The 17,174-nt window shown below is 64.5% G+C and carries 12 protein-coding genes, 3 rRNA genes and 1 riboswitch; of the genes, 2 read left to right on the top strand and 13 right to left on the bottom strand.

Annotated features, from left to right (window positions below; genetic code table 11):
* Positions 1 to 113: 113 nt before the first annotated feature.
* Positions 114 to 221: riboswitch (glycine riboswitch) on the bottom strand.
* A gap of 137 nt (positions 222 to 358) precedes the next feature.
* Complete coding sequence (locus OG522_RS31075; RefSeq protein WP_329466349.1) at positions 359 to 736, top strand: PRC-barrel domain-containing protein; 378 nt, start codon at positions 359 to 361, stop codon at positions 734 to 736.
* Here the strand turns inward: OG522_RS31075 and OG522_RS31070 are convergent.
* From OG522_RS31070 to OG522_RS31010, 13 genes are all read right to left on the bottom strand, one after another.
* A complete protein-coding gene (locus tag OG522_RS31070; RefSeq protein WP_329466348.1) occupies positions 652 to 2,154 on the bottom strand; it encodes a DNA polymerase IV in 1,503 nt (500 codons plus the stop codon). The genes OG522_RS31075 and OG522_RS31070 overlap by 85 nt on opposite strands.
* A 57-nt stretch (positions 2,155 to 2,211) precedes the next feature.
* Positions 2,212 to 2,805: a MerR family transcriptional regulator gene (locus tag OG522_RS31065; RefSeq protein ID WP_329466347.1), complete on the bottom strand. Its 594-nt coding sequence runs from the start codon at positions 2,803 to 2,805 to the stop codon at positions 2,212 to 2,214.
* Between the two features lie 218 nt (positions 2,806 to 3,023).
* Positions 3,024 to 3,497, bottom strand: a complete 474-nt coding sequence (locus tag OG522_RS31060) for a bifunctional nuclease family protein (protein WP_006123076.1) — start codon at positions 3,495 to 3,497, stop codon at positions 3,024 to 3,026.
* A gap of 53 nt (positions 3,498 to 3,550) precedes the next feature.
* A complete protein-coding gene (gene ftsR / locus OG522_RS31055; RefSeq protein ID WP_329466346.1) occupies positions 3,551 to 4,294 on the bottom strand; it encodes a transcriptional regulator FtsR in 744 nt (247 codons plus the stop codon).
* 18 nt (positions 4,295 to 4,312) lie between these two features.
* The gene (locus OG522_RS41290; RefSeq protein ID WP_382798982.1) at positions 4,313 to 5,257 is read right to left on the bottom strand and encodes an FHA domain-containing protein; all 945 of its coding nucleotides are present in this window, start codon (positions 5,255 to 5,257) and stop codon (positions 4,313 to 4,315) included.
* A gap of 82 nt (positions 5,258 to 5,339) precedes the next feature.
* Positions 5,340 to 6,143 carry a DUF881 domain-containing protein gene (locus OG522_RS31045; RefSeq protein WP_329466344.1) on the bottom strand — a complete coding sequence of 268 codons (804 nt, stop codon included), beginning with the start codon at positions 6,141 to 6,143 and terminating at the stop codon, positions 5,340 to 5,342.
* Between the two features lie 5 nt (positions 6,144 to 6,148).
* The gene (locus tag OG522_RS31040) at positions 6,149 to 6,481 is read right to left on the bottom strand and encodes a small basic family protein (RefSeq protein ID WP_031069011.1); all 333 of its coding nucleotides are present in this window, start codon (positions 6,479 to 6,481) and stop codon (positions 6,149 to 6,151) included.
* The gene (locus tag OG522_RS31035) at positions 6,478 to 7,401 is read right to left on the bottom strand and encodes a DUF881 domain-containing protein (RefSeq protein ID WP_329466343.1); all 924 of its coding nucleotides are present in this window, start codon (positions 7,399 to 7,401) and stop codon (positions 6,478 to 6,480) included. The genes OG522_RS31040 and OG522_RS31035 overlap by 4 nt, the downstream gene beginning before the upstream one ends.
* Positions 7,402 to 7,498: 97 nt before the next feature.
* Positions 7,499 to 9,994 (bottom strand): mannose-1-phosphate guanyltransferase, encoded by a 2,496-nt coding sequence (locus tag OG522_RS31030; protein WP_329466342.1) that lies wholly within the window; start codon positions 9,992 to 9,994, stop codon positions 7,499 to 7,501.
* Between the two features lie 113 nt (positions 9,995 to 10,107).
* Positions 10,108 to 10,716: a CDP-alcohol phosphatidyltransferase family protein gene (locus OG522_RS31025; RefSeq protein WP_329466341.1), complete on the bottom strand. Its 609-nt coding sequence runs from the start codon at positions 10,714 to 10,716 to the stop codon at positions 10,108 to 10,110.
* Between the two features lie 174 nt (positions 10,717 to 10,890).
* A 5S ribosomal RNA gene (gene rrf, locus OG522_RS31020) occupies positions 10,891 to 11,007 on the bottom strand.
* A gap of 88 nt (positions 11,008 to 11,095) precedes the next feature.
* Positions 11,096 to 14,219 (bottom strand): 23S ribosomal RNA (locus OG522_RS31015).
* 289 nt (positions 14,220 to 14,508) lie between these two features.
* Positions 14,509 to 16,034, bottom strand: a 16S ribosomal RNA gene (locus OG522_RS31010).
* Together the 16S, 23S and 5S rRNA genes form the textbook arrangement of a ribosomal RNA operon.
* 675 nt (positions 16,035 to 16,709) lie before the next feature.
* On the opposite strand from OG522_RS31010, the gene OG522_RS31005 reads away from it, so the two are divergent.
* Complete coding sequence (locus OG522_RS31005) at positions 16,710 to 17,159, top strand: PTS sugar transporter subunit IIA (RefSeq protein ID WP_329466340.1); 450 nt, start codon at positions 16,710 to 16,712, stop codon at positions 17,157 to 17,159.
* The last annotated feature ends 15 nt before the right edge of the window (positions 17,160 to 17,174 follow it).

Genomic DNA, 17,174 nt, shown 5'->3' with positions numbered 1-17,174 from the left:
TCAACCTGAGAGCTTCACCGGGCGCATGGCGGCGACCGGTTTTCACCGTCGGTGAGGAAGAGGCGCTTGGGCACGACTGCCCTTGCGTCCCCCGTCCTGCTTTCCAGAGTGACCTCGTCCGTGCGGTCCGTGGGCCTGAGAGATTCCGGGGAGGATTTGCTCCTTCGGCGCCGCCGATGAGCTCCAGTGAGCACTTCGGACGACTCTCCCGCACGGGGTCAGCGGCCGCTTGCCAGCCTACCAGCGAGCTCCGGGCTCGATTCTTTGTTCACCTGCTCAAGTGGCCGACACCCACGATGTGCACTTTCGTAGTAGTTATGGACCAGTTGTGACCCTGTTGCGACCAATTGGAGGGACCGTGCAGACCGATATCGATCCGCGCAGCCTGATCGGCCGCAAAGCGTACGACCGCGATGGACACAAGATCGGGACGGTGGACGAGGTCTACCTCGATGACGCGACCGGCGCACCCGAGTGGGCCGCCGTACGCACCGGGCTGTTCAGCCGGGACGCCTTCGTACCCCTGGAGCCCAGCACCCTCATCGACGAGGCGCTGCACATCCCGTATGAACGCTCGCTGATCAAGGACGCCCCCGACTTCGGCGTGGGCCGCCATCTCTCCCCCGACCAGGAACTCCAGCTCTACCACCACTACGGTCTGGACATCTCGGCCCCCGATCCCGGGCCGCCGCCGCCCGACCGGGACTTCGGCCGGCTCGCGAACGGCGAATCCTGACCCGCACCCCCCGCCTCTCCCGCTCCTGCCTCCGGCTGCGCCGCCGCCTCCGCTGTCCCTTGTGCCACCAGAGGCAGCGGTTCGGAGGGCTCCAGCTCGGGGTCGTCCACCATGAAGGTCCGCACCCGCCCCGGTTGCGTCGACAGCGGGGTCTCGAACCGGACGGTCACCCTGCCGAGGCCGCTGCCCTGCACCCAGCCCGGCCCGTACTCCGCGTGCCGCACGTCGTGCCCGGCCAGCCACCGCCGCTGCGCCGGGTCCGCCGCGCTCTCCGCCTCCTCGGCGGGCGGCGCGGCCTCCTCACCTGTCGGCTCCTCCTCGGCCCGCTCTCCCGCGGCCCGCTCGCCGGCGGCCTGGGCGAACAGATCCTCCTGCGTGAAGTCGGCGAGCCCGCTGACGCCCACCCCGAGCAGTCGCACGCCGCCCGTGGTGTCCACCGAGTCCAGCAGCCGGCCGGCTGCCTCCCGGACCACCGACGGGTCGTCCGTGGGGCCCCTCAGCGTCTCGGAGCGGGTCAGCGTCGAGAAGTCGTAGCGCCTGACCTTGAGCACGATGGTCCGGCCCGAGTGTCCGGACGCTCGCAGGCGCTGCACACACCGGTCCGCGAGGCGCCCGACCTCGGTGGTGATCCGCACCCGGTCGTGCAGGTCCACGTCGAAGGTGTCCTCCACCGACACCGACTTGGTGTCCCGTTCGGCCACCACCGGCCGGTTGTCGCCCCCCGCCGCCATCCGGAACAGCGACGCCCCGTGCGACTTCCCCAGCAGCCGTACGAGCTCGTCCTCGCCCGCCTCGGCGAGGTCCGCGACCGTCGTCATCCCGGCCCGCCGCAGATGCTCACCGGTGGCCGGGCCCACCCCCGGCAGGGTGCGCACCGGCATCGGGCGCAGCAGCTCGCGCTCGGTGCCCGGCTCTATGAGCACGAGGCCGTCCGGCTTCGCCTGCTCGGAGGCGATCTTGGCCATCATCTTGGATCCGGCGAGGCCGACCGAGCCGGTGAGCCCGGTGACCGCTCTGATGTCCCTGCGCAGCCGCTCACCGGCCTCCAGCGCCTCGGCCGGACCGAAGGCCACCCCGCCGGCCTCCAGGTCCACGAAGGCCTCGTCCAGGCTCAGCGGCTCAACCAGAGGTGACAGCCGCCGGAGCAACTCCATGACCTGGTCGCTGACCGTCCGGTACAGCTGGAAGCGCGGCACCAGATAGGCCGCGTTCGGACAGAGCCGCCTGGCCTGCGCCATCGGCATCGCCGAGCGCACCCCGAACGGTCTCGCCTCGTACGAAGCCGTCGACACCACGCCGCGCGGCCCCAGACCGCCCACGATCACGGGTTTTCCGCGCAGGCTGGGCTTCGCCGCCTGCTCTGCGGCGGCGAAGAAGGCATCCATGTCCAGATGCAGGATGGTCGGCGCGGCTCTCACACCATCGATGCTGCCGTACGCCACTGACAATCGGCCGTCCGCGCGGCCGCCGGGCGCTCAGACCGCGCGGTTGCGGCGCCTGGCCAACTCGTCCGCCGGGTTGTGCCCGACCAGTGTCTCGCCGGTGTCCACGCGCTCGCCGTGCAGCTGCGACAGCGCCGCCTCGACGTCGCGCCACACCACGCCCACCGCGATCCCGAAGATCCCCTGGCCCCCCTGGAGCAGGTCCACGACCTCGTCCGGGGACGAGCATTCGTACACCGTGGCCCCGTCGCTCATCAGCGTCATCTGCTCCAGATCGCGAAAACCGCGCTCGCGCAGGTGCTGCACGGTGGTGCGGATGTTCTGGAGCGCGACACCGGTGTCGAGGAAACGCTTGACGATCTTCAGGACGACGACGTCCCGGAAGCTGTAGAGGCGCTGGGTGCCCGATCCGTAGGCCGGACGCACGCTGGGCTCGACCAGACCGGTACGCGCCCAGTAGTCGAGCTGCCGATAGGTGATCCCCGCCGCCGCGCACGCGGTCGGCCCCCGGTATCCGATCGTGTCGGTACTCGGGTCGGCCGCACTGCCGTGAAGCGGGTACGGCCCGCCTTCCCCCGGACTGCGTCCGGGAGCGCCCCCTGCCGTACCGTCGCCGCTGATTCTCACGCCGACCCTCCGTCCTTGACCTGCCCACTCGACGGTAGGCAGTCACTCGGGGTGCGTCAACGATCGCCACACTCGGCACGCCGAGTGATAATCACCCTGAGAGTGGTTTCCCGTGTCTCTCTGCCGGGAAAGGCTGCTCGAATGCGCCCGAACCGCTCGGGCGTGAGCGCCATGCACAGCGCCACTCCCACAGCCGTCGCTTCACCGGTATCCGGTGCTCACTGGCTGTTGGTGCCGAAGTCCTCGGGGGAGATCTGGTCGAGGAACTCGCGGAACTTCTCCACCTCGTCCTCCTGCTCGTCCGGGATGGCGATTCCCGCGTCGTCGAGGACCCCGTCACTGCCGTAGATCGGCGTTCCGGTGCGCAGCGCGAGCGCTATGGCATCGGAGGGCCGGGCGCTCACCTCCACGCCACTGGCAAAGACCAACTCCGCGTAGAAGACGCCTTCGCGCAGGTCCGTGATGCGGACTTCGGTCAGCTCCTGGCCGACGGCCTCCAGCACGTCCTTGAAAAGGTCGTGCGTCAGCGGCCGCGCCGGTGCCATCCCCTGCTGGGCGAAGGCAATCGCGGTCGCCTCCCCTGGACCGATCCAGATGGGGAGGTACCGATCGCCTCCCACTTCACGCAGGAGCACGATCGGTTGGTTGGAGGGCATTTCCACCCGGACACCCACGACGTCGAGCTCGTTCACACAGCAACCCTAGGACGTGCTCGGCAGGTTTGGGTAGTCGGGCACCTACAAGATCAGTGAAGCCGGACACCCAGGGCGGTCTGTACCAGTGCCGCGTGGAGCCGTACGGAGAGCGCCGCGAGCTCCTTGGTGGTGGCCTCCGCATGGGCCCTGGTCTGCGGATTGCGGTGCAACCGCAGCGGCGTCACCACCTGCTCGATCAGCCCGGCCTCGCGGTCCGCGGCGGCTTTCATCGCCCGCAGATGACGCGGTTCCAGGCCAAATCGCCCCAGATCCGCCACAAGGCGCGCCACATTCACCGACTCGGCGTCGAAACCGCCCTCGGGGCCGGGCGTGACCAGGCCGTACGCCTCCCATTCGGTCAGCTCGGCCTCGGTCACCTCGGCGGCCGCCATCAGCTCCGCGCGGCCGACCCGGGCGGCAGTCGGCCGGTCCGCATCCGGCTCGCCCCAACCGTCGAGGAGCTCCCTGGAGCCCCCCGGAGCGGGCACGGGAAGCTGTTCACCGCGCCCCAGGGCGTCCAGGTGCTCGCGGATGACCCTGAGCGGCAGATAGTGGTCCCGCTGCATCCGCAGCACCTGAGCGAGGCGCTCGACGTCCTCAGCGGTGAACTTCCGGTACCCCGACGGCGTACGCCGAGGCTCTACGAGCCCCTCGGACTCAAGGAAGCGGATCTTCGAGATGGTCACTTCGGGAAATTCTTCGCGCAGCTGGTTGAGTACCCCGCCGATACTCATCAACCGGTCGCCCGCGGTGGCGGTGCCGGATCCGGCACCGCCCGTCGGTGTCTGCTGCATGAACCTTCCCTGGCGGCCTTAGAGGGCGCGCTGGCTCGCGTAGAAGACCAGCCGGTACTTCCCGATCTGGACCTCGTCGCCGTTGGCCAGCTCGACGGAGTCGATCCTTTCGCGGTTCACGTACGTGCCGTTGAGGCTGCCGACGTCGGAGACGGTGAAACGCCCGTCGGGACCGCGCCGGAACTCAACGTGGCGGCGCGACACGGTCACGTCGTCCAGGAAGATGTCGCTCTGCGGGTGCCGGCCCGCCGTGGTCAGCTCACCGTCCAGGAGGAAGCGGCTTCCCGAGTTCGGCCCGCGGCGCACCACCAGGAGCGCCGAGCCCTGCGGGAGTGCGTCCACGGCCGCCTGCGCCTCCGGAGAGAGCGAGGGCAGCTGCGTCTGGCCGGTCACCTCGGCGTCGTACGCCTCCAGGCCGGAGATCGAGATGGTCGAGGTCGTCTCGGAAGCGCGCTCCGGAACGACACCGGGACGCAGCGGGGCGCCACAGTTGGAACAGAATCGGCTGGCGGCGGCATTGGTGTGCCCGCACCTCGTACAAACAGGCATGCCCGACATCGACGGATCCTCCTGCCGCGGCGGCACCGCGTGCGCACTGGTGGCATACGGATCGGAGTCAAACCCTCCACCCGTACTTGAGGTTGACGGTTCCCCGAAACCTATGCGCCCGGCACGGGCAGGGTCAACCGACGACGCGCCCGGAATGTCACCACCGGAACCGGCCACCTCGTCGCGGAACAGCGGGCGCTCACCACCCTGCTCCTCCGCCCCACCGGGGCGCTGAGCACGGTGCCTGGCGGCACTGCCGCCATCCTGGCGTGCGCTCTTGCCGAACAACTTCGCAAACAACTTCACGGGCGATTCCCCTTGACCGAAATAGACCCGCCCGTGGGGCAGGACGAACCCAGAATCAACACACCTGCCGACCCGGACATCCTCACAACGTCCGTATCCGCCAAACAGTTTCCATCACGCACCACTGTTACGAAGCGGCGACCCCCCGCAACCTCCTGCCCTTGTGCGGCAGCTCCCACGCCTGCCCCCATCAGTGCGATGACGACTGAGCGTAGTCAGGCCGCTTCGCGGCTCGCAAGGCGTCCACGATGATCTTCTCCGAACGGGCCACCGTGGCCGTGGCCTGCTCCTTCTCCAGAGTCTGCACCACTCCACCGGGGATGTTGAGCGCCGGCTCAAGGTCCTGCGGATTCCCGATCACCTTGAAGACGTAGGGCGCGCCGATCTTCTTGCCGTCGACGCCGATGCCGCCCGTCTCATCCGAGAAGTACGTATTGGCCACCACCCGCACCCCGTTGATCTGCATCGCCTCGGCGCCCGCGGCACGCAGTTCCTGCACCGTGTCAAGCACCTTGTCGGACTCGACACCGCCCTTGGGATCGCTGATCGTCAACGTGATCCCCGGGCCCTGCGCAGCGACCGTACCGGCCAGGATGCCCAGCTGCCGCTCCTTCTCCACGGTCTGCTTGCGCGCCTCCTCCGCCTGGTTGGAGCTGGTCTCCAGCTCGGTGCGCTGGCCCTCCAGGCGCTGCTTCTCATCGTCAAGACGCTTGGTACGCGAGTCGAGTTCATCGAGGATGCGCACCAGGTCCTCCTGGCGGGCGCCCCGCAGCGCACTGTTGTCGCTGTTGGAGCGCACCTGGATGGCGAGCCCGAGGCCGAGTACGAACAAGAGCAGCGCCACGATGAGCTGGGCACGACTGGCCCGCGGCGGCCACAGCCCCTCGACGAGCCGCTGCCGCCCGGTCAACTCGGGCTTCGCCTCGGGCTGTTCACCCGGCGCGTCGACGGGCCGCTCGTCGTCGTTCCCGTGCGCGTTCTCTACGTCGCTCATACGCCTCAGGCCCTGAAGACGTGCCGCCGGATGGCGGCCGCGTTGGAGAAGATCCGGATGCCGAGCACCACGACGACGCCGGTCGACAGCTGCGCGCCGACACCCAATTTGTCACCGAGGAACACGATCAGCGCCGCGACCACCACGTTCGACAGGAAGGACACCACGAAGACCTTGTCGACGAAGATGCCGTCGAGCATCGCCCGGAGCCCGCCGAAGACCGCGTCGAGTGCCGCGACCACGGCGATCGGCAGATACGGCTCGACCACCGCAGGCACTTCGGGCCGGACGAACAGTCCGACCACGACTCCCACGACGAGGCCAAGTACGGCGATCACGATGTGCCTTTCCCTGTGTCGGCCGCGCCCTTGCCGGCGCCCGTGGCCATTGGCTCTGCTGTACGTACGGTGAGGCTCGGCGCCGCCGGGAGGCGCACGTCGGCCTCGACCGAAATGCTGCTCCTGATGCCATAGTTCTGCTGCAGCACATGCAGATACTGACCGTCCGCGCTGTCCTGGAAGTCGCTGCTCAACTTCTTGCCGTCCCCCACCGCGAGCACCGTGTACGGCGGCACCAGTGGCTTGTTGTCGACCAGTATGGCGTCGCCCGCGGCCCGGATCGCCGAGAACGAGGTCAGGCGCTGCCCGTTGATGGCGATGGCCTCGGCCCCGCTCTGCCACAGCCCGTTGACCACCCGCTGCATGTCCCGGTCACGCACCCGGCCGGTGTCGGCGAAGGTCGTGCTCTCGCGCGGCCTGCTGCCGTCGCCCTGAGTGGTGTCCTTGGCGTCGTCGACCACCAGCTTCACACCCGGCCCGTTCACTTCGGTGGCGCCGGAAAGCAGCGCCACGAGCTCACCCTGGTCACCGCCGTGCTTTTCCAGCGCCTTGCGCTGCCGGTCGCCGACCTCGGTCCGCAGGCCGTCCACATCGCTCTGCAGCTTGTCCGCGGCCTTGGTCTCGGAGTCGACCCGGTTGATCAGCTCCTGGCGCTCCTTGGCGACCACGGGCGCGGTGATGCGGGCCTGAGCGGCTCCCACGGTGACCACGAGGGCGGCGAGCACCAGACCCGCGGCGAGGCCGAGCTTGGCCCGCAACGGGCGCGGCACCCCCGTATCGCCCTCGGCCTTGCGGCGGGCGGTCGCCTCGGCGTACCCGTCATCGAGGGCATGGTCCATGACGTTGGTCAGCAGCGACATCGACGCGTCGGGACGCGGAGGCGGAGACGGGGTGCTCCGAACGGGGGGCTGCTGCGGCATGCCGCACATCGTCGCACGTCGGCGCCGTTACCACCGAATGGCCCCACCGATGCGCCGGGCCGCGCCTCCACGGCCGGCCCGGCGCACCCGTACGACGTCAGTGACCTGCGCTGTCAACCACCGCGGCCCACTCGTCCAAAAGAGCCTGAGCCGATACGTCGTCCGGCCCCTCGGCCCACAAATGGGTGACCGCCTCCGCCGGGTCGGGCAGCACCATCACCCAGCGGCCGTCGGCCTCAACCACGCGTACGCCGTCGGTCGTGTCCACCGACCGCGTACCGGCCGCCTCCACGACCCGGCGCATCACCATGCCCTTCACCGCCCACGGCGTCGCGATGTCCCGCCGCAGCACGTGTGCCTGCGGAATCCGCGCGTCGATCTGGCTGAGCGTGAGCTGGGTTCGCGCGACGAGACCGATGAGCCGTACGAAGGCGGCCGCGCCGTCGAAGACGCTGCTGAACTCGGGCACGATGAACCCGCCACGCCCGTCCCCGCCGAAGATGGTGTTCTCTTCGCGGCACACCCGGGTGAGATCGTCGGGCGAGGTGGTCGTCCACTCCACTTGCGTGCCGTGGTAGGCCGCGACCTGCTCGGCGATTCTGGTGGTCGTGACGGGCAGCGCCACCCGCCCACTGCGCCGTTCGGCCGCGACCAGGTCAAGCATCACGAGCAGCGCCCGGTCGTCCTCGACGATCCGCCCCCGTTCGTCCACCAGCGAGAGGCGCTCGCCGACCGGGTCGAACCGCACCCCGAACGCGGCCCGCGCCGAGGCGACGATCTCGCCGAGCCGCACGAGCCCGGCCCGCCGGCTCTCGGCGGACTCGGTCGGCCGGGACTCGTCCAGACCCGGATTGATGGTCAGGGAGTCCACCTTGAGCCGTCCCAGCAGGCTGGGCAGCACCAGGCCGGCACTTCCGTTGGAGGCGTCCACGACCACCTTCAGACCGGCCTCCGCGATGCCGGTGGTGTCCGCCGTGCGCAGCAGGGATCCGGTGTACGAGTCGAAGACACTGGAGGGAAACTGCAGATCGCCGATCTCTCCGGGGAAGGCTCGCCGGTACTCCTGGCGTGCGTAGACCCGGTCAAGCTTGCGCTGCCCGCCCTGCGAGAGGTCGGCTCCCCGCTCGTCGAAGAACATGATGTCCACGGAGTCCGGGACCCCGGGCGACGTACGGATCATGATCCCGCCGGCGCTGCCCCGCGCGGTCTGCTGCCGCGCCACCGGCAACGGAACGTTCTCCAGGTCCCTTACGTCGATGGCGCTGGCCTGAAGCGCCGAGATGACGGCCCGCTTGAGCGCTCGCGCGCCACGGGAGTGGTCGCGGGCCGTGGTGACGGTCGAGCCCTTCTTCAGCGTCGTGGCGTACGCGCCCGCAAGACGTACGGCGAGTTCCGGAGTGATCTCCACGTTGAGGATGCCGGAGACGCCGCGCGCCCCGAACAGATGGGCCTGCCCTCGCGATTCCCAGATGACGGAGGTGTTGACGAAGGCCCCCGCCTCAATGGTCTTGAAGGGGTAGACCCTGACGTTGCCCTGGACGATCGATTCCTCACCGACGAGGCACTCGTCCCCGATGACGGCGCCGTCCTCGATCCGGGCGGCCCGCATGATGTCGGTGTTCTTGCCGATCACGCAGCCACGCAGATTGCTGTGCTGCCCGATGTAGACGTTGTCGTGGACGACGGCCTTGTGCAGAAAGGCACCGCTCTTCACGACGACATTGGAACCGACGACGGTGTGCTCACGGATTTCCACATCCGCTTCGACCTTCGCGTAGTCCCCGATGTAAAGGGGGCCCCGGAGCACTGCGTCCGAGTGGACCTCCGCACCTTCCGCGACCCATACCCCGGGCGAGATCTCGAAGCCGTCGATCTCGACGTCGACCTTGCCCTCCAGCACGTCGGCCTGCGCCTTGACGTAGCTTTCGTGCGTGCCGACGTCCTCCCAGTAGCCCTCGGCGACATAGCCGTAGATCGGCTTGCCTTCCTTCATGAGCTGGGGGAACACGTCCCCTGACCAGTCGACGGACTTGTCCGCCTCGACATAGTCGAATACCTCGGGCTCCATCACATAGATGCCCGTATTGACGGTGTCCGAGAACACCTGACCCCAGGTGGGCTTCTCCAGAAAACGCTCGACCTTCCCCTCTTCGTCGACAATGGTGATGCCGAATTCGAGGGGATTGGGCACGCGGGTCAGGCACACCGTGACCAGTGCGCCCTTCTCCTTGTGAAAGTTGATGAGATCGGTCAGATCGAAGTCGGTGAGGGCATCACCGGAAATGACCAGGAAGGCATCGTCCTTGAGGGCTTCCTCGGCGTTCTTTACGCTACCCGCGGTGCCGAGCGGCTTCTCCTCATTGGCATAGGTGAGCTCCATCCCGAGCTCTTCTCCGTCACCGAAGTAGTTCCTGACGAGCGATGCCAGGAACTGCACGGTTACGACGGTCTCATTGAGCCCATGCCGCTTGAGTAGCCGCAGCACATGCTCCATGATCGGCCGGTTGACCACCGGCAGGAGCGGCTTGGGCATGCTCGAGGTCATGGGGCGAAGGCGTGTGCCTTCGCCACCAGCCATAACGACGGCCTTCATGTCGGAAACGTCCTCCTTGAAGAGACGACGGTCTGGCCGACTTCGCCCGTCCGGCGAGGCCCACTGGCGTCACGCGCGTATGCCGGCTCACCACCGGGGCCGCGCCGCCGAGCTCAATCGGCCGCTACGTCCGCCTTGACCAACCGACGGACCTGAACCACGTAGAGGATTCCTGCCCACCAATACAGAGTTGTACCCCACCCTGCGAACGCCCATCCGAAAATCGCCGCAAGGTAGGCCAGCCACCCATGCCCGTCGCTGAGCAGTAGCAGAGGGAAGGCGTACATCAGGTTGAACGTGGCCGCCTTCCCCAAGAAGTTCACCTGGGGCGGCGGATAGCCGTGGCGGCGAAGGATTCCCACCATCACCAGAAGCATCAGCTCTCGGGCGACAAGGGCAGCGGTCAACCAAATCGGGAGGATCTCTCGCCAGGTGAGCCCGACCAGAGTGGAAAGGATGTACAACCGGTCGGCGGCCGGGTCGAGTAGCCGCCCGAGGTTGCTGATCTGGTTCCACCGCCTGGCCAGCTTCCCATCCAGGTAGTCACTGACGCCACTCAGCGCGAGGACCAGCAGGGCCCAGCCATCACTGTTGGGTCCGCCAAAGACGGGGCGAAGAATCAGCCACAGGAAGAGGGGTACGCCAACGAGGCGCGCCATGCTGAGAATATTGGGGATGGTGAGCACCCGGTCCGTCTGAACGCGAGTCTCCTGGACCTCCACCCGGGGGCCTCCTGTGGGAAACGTGCCAACGATGCTCCCTGACCCTACCGTCAGGGCGGGCCGGCGGATGCACAGGGGGGCGGGGGAACCCTTCCTTCCAGTGCGGCTGTAAACGCAGAAAAGCCCCGCACCGTGATCCCGAAGGACCATGATGCGGGGCTTTCCCCAAAAATTGTTCGGCGGCGTCCTACTCTCCCACAGGGTCCCCCCTGCAGTACCATCGGCGCTGAAAGGCTTAGCTTCCGGGTTCGGAATGTAACCGGGCGTTTCCCTAACGCTATGACCACCGAAACACTATGAAGTTGAACACCGGAACCCCAAGCAGGGGCTCTGACAGCTGTTCATTGCTTCAGAACAAACACAGTGGACGCGAGCAACTGAGGACAAGCCCTCGGCCTATTAGTACCAGTCAGCTCCACCCCTTACGAGGCTTCCACATCTGGCCTATCAACCCAGTCGTCTACTGGGAGCCTTACCCTCTCAAGGAGGTGGGAACACTCATCTCGAAGCAGGCTTCCCGCTTAGATGCTTTCAGCGGTTATCCTTTCCGAACGTAGCCAACCAGCCATGCCCTTGGCAGGACAACTGGCACACCAGAGGTTCGTCCGTCCCGGTCCTCTCGTACTAGGGACAGCCCTTCTCAATGTTCCTGCGCGCGCAGCGGATAGGGACCGAACTGTCTCACGACGTTCTAAACCCAGCTCGCGTACCGCTTTAATGGGCGAACAGCCCAACCCTTGGGACCGACTCCAGCCCCAGGATGCGACGAGCCGACATCGAGGTGCCAAACCATCCCGTCGATATGGACTCTTGGGGAAGATCAGCCTGTTATCCCCGGGGTACCTTTTATCCGTTGAGCGACGGCGCTTCCACAAGCCACCGCCGGATCACTAGTCCCGACTTTCGTCCCTGCTCGACCCGTCGGTCTCACAGTCAAGCTCCCTTGTGCACTTACACTCAACACCTGATTGCCAACCAGGCTGAGGGAACCTTTGGGCGCCTCCGTTACTCTTTAGGAGGCAACCGCCCCAGTTAAACTACCCATCAGACACTGTCCCTGATCCGGATCACGGACCGAGGTTAGACATCCAGCACGACCAGAGTGGTATTTCAACGACGACTCCACAACCACTGGCGTGGCCGCTTCAAAGTCTCCCACCTATCCTACACAAGCCGAACCGAACACCAATATCAAACTGTAGTAAAGGTCCCGGGGTCTTTCCGTCCTGCTGCGCGAAACGAGCATCTTTACTCGTAGTGCAATTTCACCGGGCCTATGGTTGAGACAGTCGAGAAGTCGTTACGCCATTCGTGCAGGTCGGAACTTACCCGACAAGGAATTTCGCTACCTTAGGATGGTTATAGTTACCACCGCCGTTTACTGGCGCTTAAGTTCTCAGCTTCGCAACCCCGAAAGATCACTAACCGGTCCCCTTAACGTTCCAGCACCGGGCAGGCGTCAGTCCGTATACATCGCCTTACGGCTTCGCACGGACCTGTGTTTTTAGTAAACAGTCGCTTCTCGCTGGTCTCTGCGGCCACCCCCAGCTCACCGAGTAAATCGGATCACCAGTGATGGCCCCCTTCTCCCGAAGTTACGGGGGCATTTTGCCGAGTTCCTTAACCATAGTTCACCCGAACGCCTCGGTATTCTCTACCTGACCACCTGAGTCGGTTTAGGGTACGGGCCGCCATGAAACTCGCTAGAGGCTTTTCTCGACAGCATAGGATCATCCACTTCACCACAATCGGCTCGGCATCAGGTCTCAGACTATGTGTTGTCCGGATTTGCCTAGACAACGTCCTACACCCTTACCCCGGGACAACCACCGCCCGGGCTGGACTACCTTCCTGCGTCACCCCATCGCTTACCTACTACAGATCCGGGTCACCGGCTCCACCACTCCCCTCAACTCCGAAGAGATCAGGGCGGCTTCACGGGCTTAGCATCGTCTGATTCGATATTGGGCGTTTCAAAGCGGGTACCGGAATATCAACCGGTTGTCCATCGACTACGCCTGTCGGCCTCGCCTTAGGTCCCGACTTACCCTGGGCAGATCAGCTTGACCCAGGAACCCTTAGTCAATCGGCGCACACGTTTCTCACGTGTGTATCGCTACTCATGCCTGCATTCTCACTCGTGAACCGTCCACCACTAGCTTCCGCTGCAGCTTCACCCGGCACACGACGCTCCCCTACCCATCCCAGCCCCCGTTAGAGGTATGTGCTGGAATGACACGACTTCGGCGGTACGCTTGAGCCCCGCTACATTGTCGGCGCGGAATCACTTGACCAGTGAGCTATTACGCACTCTTTCAAGGGTGGCTGCTTCTAAGCCAACCTCCTGGTTGTCTCTGCGACTCCACATCCTTTCCCACTTAGCGTACGCTTAGGGGCCTTAGTCGATGCTCTGGGCTGTTTCCCTCTCGACCATGGAGCTTATCCCCCACAGTCTCACTGCCGCGCTCTCACTTACCGGCATTCGGAGTTTGGCTAAGGTCAGTAACCCGGTAGGGCCCATCGCCTATCCAGTGCTCTACCTCCGGCAAGAAACACACGACGCTGCACCTAAATGCATTTCGGGGAGAACCAGCTATCACGGAGTTTGATTGGCCTTTCACCCCTAACCACAGGTCATCCCCCAGGTTTTCAACCCTGGTGGGTTCGGTCCTCCACGACCTCTTACAGCCGCTTCAACCTGCCCATGGCTAGATCACTCCGCTTCGGGTCTAGAGCGTGCAACTCAAACGCCCTATTCGGACTCGCTTTCGCTACGGCTTCCCCACACGGGTTAACCTCGCTACACACCGCTAACTCGCAGGCTCATTCTTCAAAAGGCACGCAGTCACGACTGCATGTGCAAGCACATACAGCGACGCTCCCACGGCTTGTAGGCACACGGTTTCAGGTACTATTTCACTCCGCTCCCGCGGTACTTTTCACCATTCCCTCACGGTACTATCCGCTATCGGTCACCAGGGAATATTTAGGCTTAGCGGGTGGTCCCGCCAGATTCACACGGGATTTCTCGGGCCCCGTGCTACTTGGGTGTCTCTCAAACGAGCCGTTGATGTTTCAGCTACGGGGGTCTTACCCTCTACGCCGGACCTTTCGCATGTCCTTCGCCTACACCAACGGTTTCTGACTCGCCTCACAGCCGGCAGACTGTGAAAGAGAGATCCCACAACCCCGCATGCGCAACCCCTGCCGGGTATCACACGCATACGGTTTGGCCTCATCCGGTTTCGCTCGCCACTACTCCCGGAATCACGGTTGTTTTCTCTTCCTGAGGGTACTGAGATGTTTCACTTCCCCTCGTTCCCTCCACATACCCTATGTGTTCAGGTATGGGTGACAGCCCATGACGACTGCCGGGTTTCCCCATTCGGAAACCCCCGGATCAAAGCCTGGTTGACGGCTCCCCGGGGACTATCGTGGCCTCCCACGTCCTTCATCGGTTCCTGGTGCCAAGGCATCCACCGTGCGCCCTTAAAAACTTGGCCACAGATGCTCGCGTCCACTGTGCAGTTCTCAAACAACGACCAGCCACCCATCACCCCGAACCAACCGGTTCGAGTGCACTGGGGCCGGCGACCGAAGACCAACAGGCAAAGCCCGTGCCTTCAGATACCCAACAGCGTGCCCGGCCCTCTCCATCGCCTCGTTCCGTGTTCCACGCTCCGAAGAGCAGTACTAGCGGCCCGAGTTGACCAAGAGCGCCGAATAGTCAACGTTCCACCCATGAGCTGACCGTGCAGAACATTTGTCTGCAGACGGTGCTGTGCTCCTTAGAAAGGAGGTGATCCAGCCGCACCTTCCGGTACGGCTACCTTGTTACGACTTCGTCCCAATCGCCAGTCCCACCTTCGACAGCTCCCTCCCACAAGGGGTTGGGCCACCGGCTTCGGGTGTTACCGACTTTCGTGACGTGACGGGCGGTGTGTACAAGGCCCGGGAACGTATTCACCGCAGCAATGCTGATCTGCGATTACTAGCAACTCCGACTTCATGGGGTCGAGTTGCAGACCCCAATCCGAACTGAGACCGGCTTTTTGAGATTCGCTCCGCCTCACGGCATCGCAGCTCTTTGTACCGGCCATTGTAGCACGTGTGCAGCCCAAGACATAAGGGGCATGATGACTTGACGTCGTCCCCACCTTCCTCCGAGTTGACCCCGGCAGTCTCCTGTGAGTCCCCATCACCCCGAAGGGCATGCTGGCAACACAGAACAAGGGTTGCGCTCGTTGCGGGACTTAACCCAACATCTCACGACACGAGCTGACGACAGCCATGCACCACCTGTATACCGACCACAAGGGGGCGACTATCTCTAGCCGTTTCCGGTATATGTCAAGCCTTGGTAAGGTTCTTCGCGTTGCGTCGAATTAAGCCACATGCTCCGCTGCTTGTGCGGGCCCCCGTCAATTCCTTTGAGTTTTAGCCTTGCGGCCGTACTCCCCAGGCGGGGAACTTAATGCGTTAGCTGCGGCACCGACGACGTGGAATGTCGCCAACACCTAGTTCCCAACGTTTACGGCGTGGACTACCAGGGTATCTAATCCTGTTCGCTCCCCACGCTTTCGCTCCTCAGCGTCAGTAATGGCCCAGAGATCCGCCTTCGCCACCGGTGTTCCTCCTGATATCTGCGCATTTCACCGCTACACCAGGAATTCCGATCTCCCCTACCACACTCTAGCTAGCCCGTATCGAATGCAGACCCGGGGTTAAGCCCCGGGCTTTCACATCCGACGTGACAAGCCGCCTACGAGCTCTTTACGCCCAATAATTCCGGACAACGCTTGCGCCCTACGTATTACCGCGGCTGCTGGCACGTAGTTAGCCGGCGCTTCTTCTGCAGGTACCGTCACTTTCGCTTCTTCCCTGCTGAAAGAGGTTTACAACCCGAAGGCCGTCATCCCTCACGCGGCGTCGCTGCATCAGGCTTTCGCCCATTGTGCAATATTCCCCACTGCTGCCTCCCGTAGGAGTCTGGGCCGTGTCTCAGTCCCAGTGTGGCCGGTCGCCCTCTCAGGCCGGCTACCCGTCGTCGCCTTGGTAGGCCATCACCCCACCAACAAGCTGATAGGCCGCGGGCTCATCCTTCACCGCCGGAGCTTTTAACCCCCCAAGATGCCCTGAGGAGTGTTATCCGGTATTAGACCCCGTTTCCAGGGCTTGTCCCAGAGTGAAGGGCAGATTGCCCACGTGTTACTCACCCGTTCGCCACTAATCCACCCCGAAGGGCTTCATCGTTCGACTTGCATGTGTTAAGCACGCCGCCAGCGTTCGTCCTGAGCCAGGATCAAACTCTCCATGAATGTTTACCCGATATCGGGTGCACACATCACGTAAGAGCGGGACGACCATGCCGGAATAAGGCCGGTCGTCCACAGCGTCCTCGCTGTGTTGTTGCCTGCCCACCACAAGAGCGGAACAGGACTTTTCAAAGGAACCTCGATCCGCCGAAACGGATACGGGGTTGTCAATCTGGCGTTGACTTTTGGCACGCTGTTGAGTTCTCAAGGAACGGACGCTTCCTTTGTACTCACCCTCTCGGGCTTTCCTCCGGGCGCTTCCCTTCGGTATTTCGTGTTTCCAGCTTAGCAGATCCGAATTCCGTTTCTGCCACCCGCTGGAGCGGGCTTTCGCTTTCCGGCCTTTCGGCTTTCCGGCGATTCAGACTCTAGCAAGTCTTTTCCGTCTTCCGGACCACCGTCTCCGCAAGCATGCAGAGCCGAAGATCCGGGTTAGGATCGGGACTTGGTAGGTGCCGCCGACCGCCGAATCACAGTGTCGTGATGGGGTCAGGCAGGAGTACGACAGTACAGGCCACCGGGAGTTGAGGCAAATCGTTTCCGGTGTGCACCTAGGGCCGCCAACTGGCACCTCTCATGCGGAACTGGGACTTCCTGTGACTTACCCTTCTGACCAGTACGCCGTCCAGGACAGGTAGTGACGGCGACACTTGAAGCTCCACCCCTGGGAGGCTCCCCATGACGACCGTGATGTCCCCACTTGCCGGACAGGCCATCGGGCTCGCTGCAGTACCAGACCCCGTCTTTTCCGGCGCGATGGTGGGCCCCGGCACCGCTATTGATCCCGTACGTGAGCCGTCGGCGGCCGTGGCGCCCGTGGGCGGCGTGGTTGTGTCCCTGCACCCGCACGCCTTCGTCGTCGTCGACGAAGAGGGCCACGGTGTACTGACACACCTCGGAATCGACACCGTTCAGCTCAACGGCGAGGGCTTCGAGCTCCTCGTCAGCAAGGGCGACACCGTGACGCGTGGCCAGGAGATCGTGCGCTGGGACCCGGCCGCCGTCGAAGCCGCCGGCAAGTCGGCCATCTGTCCGGTCGTGGCTCTCGAAGCCACCACCGACTCCCTCTCCGATGTCGTCGAGAGCGGCGACGTGAAGGCCGGCGACGCACTGTTCAGCTGGCAGTGACGTTTGCGCCGCTGC

Origin of the sequence: Streptomyces sp. NBC_01431 (genome assembly GCF_036231355.1) — a bacterium.
In the GTDB taxonomy this organism is placed as follows: domain Bacteria; phylum Actinomycetota; class Actinomycetes; order Streptomycetales; family Streptomycetaceae; genus Streptomyces.
Note: the sequence above shows the minus strand (reverse complement) of the source record. Positions and strands in the feature narration are given on the sequence as shown.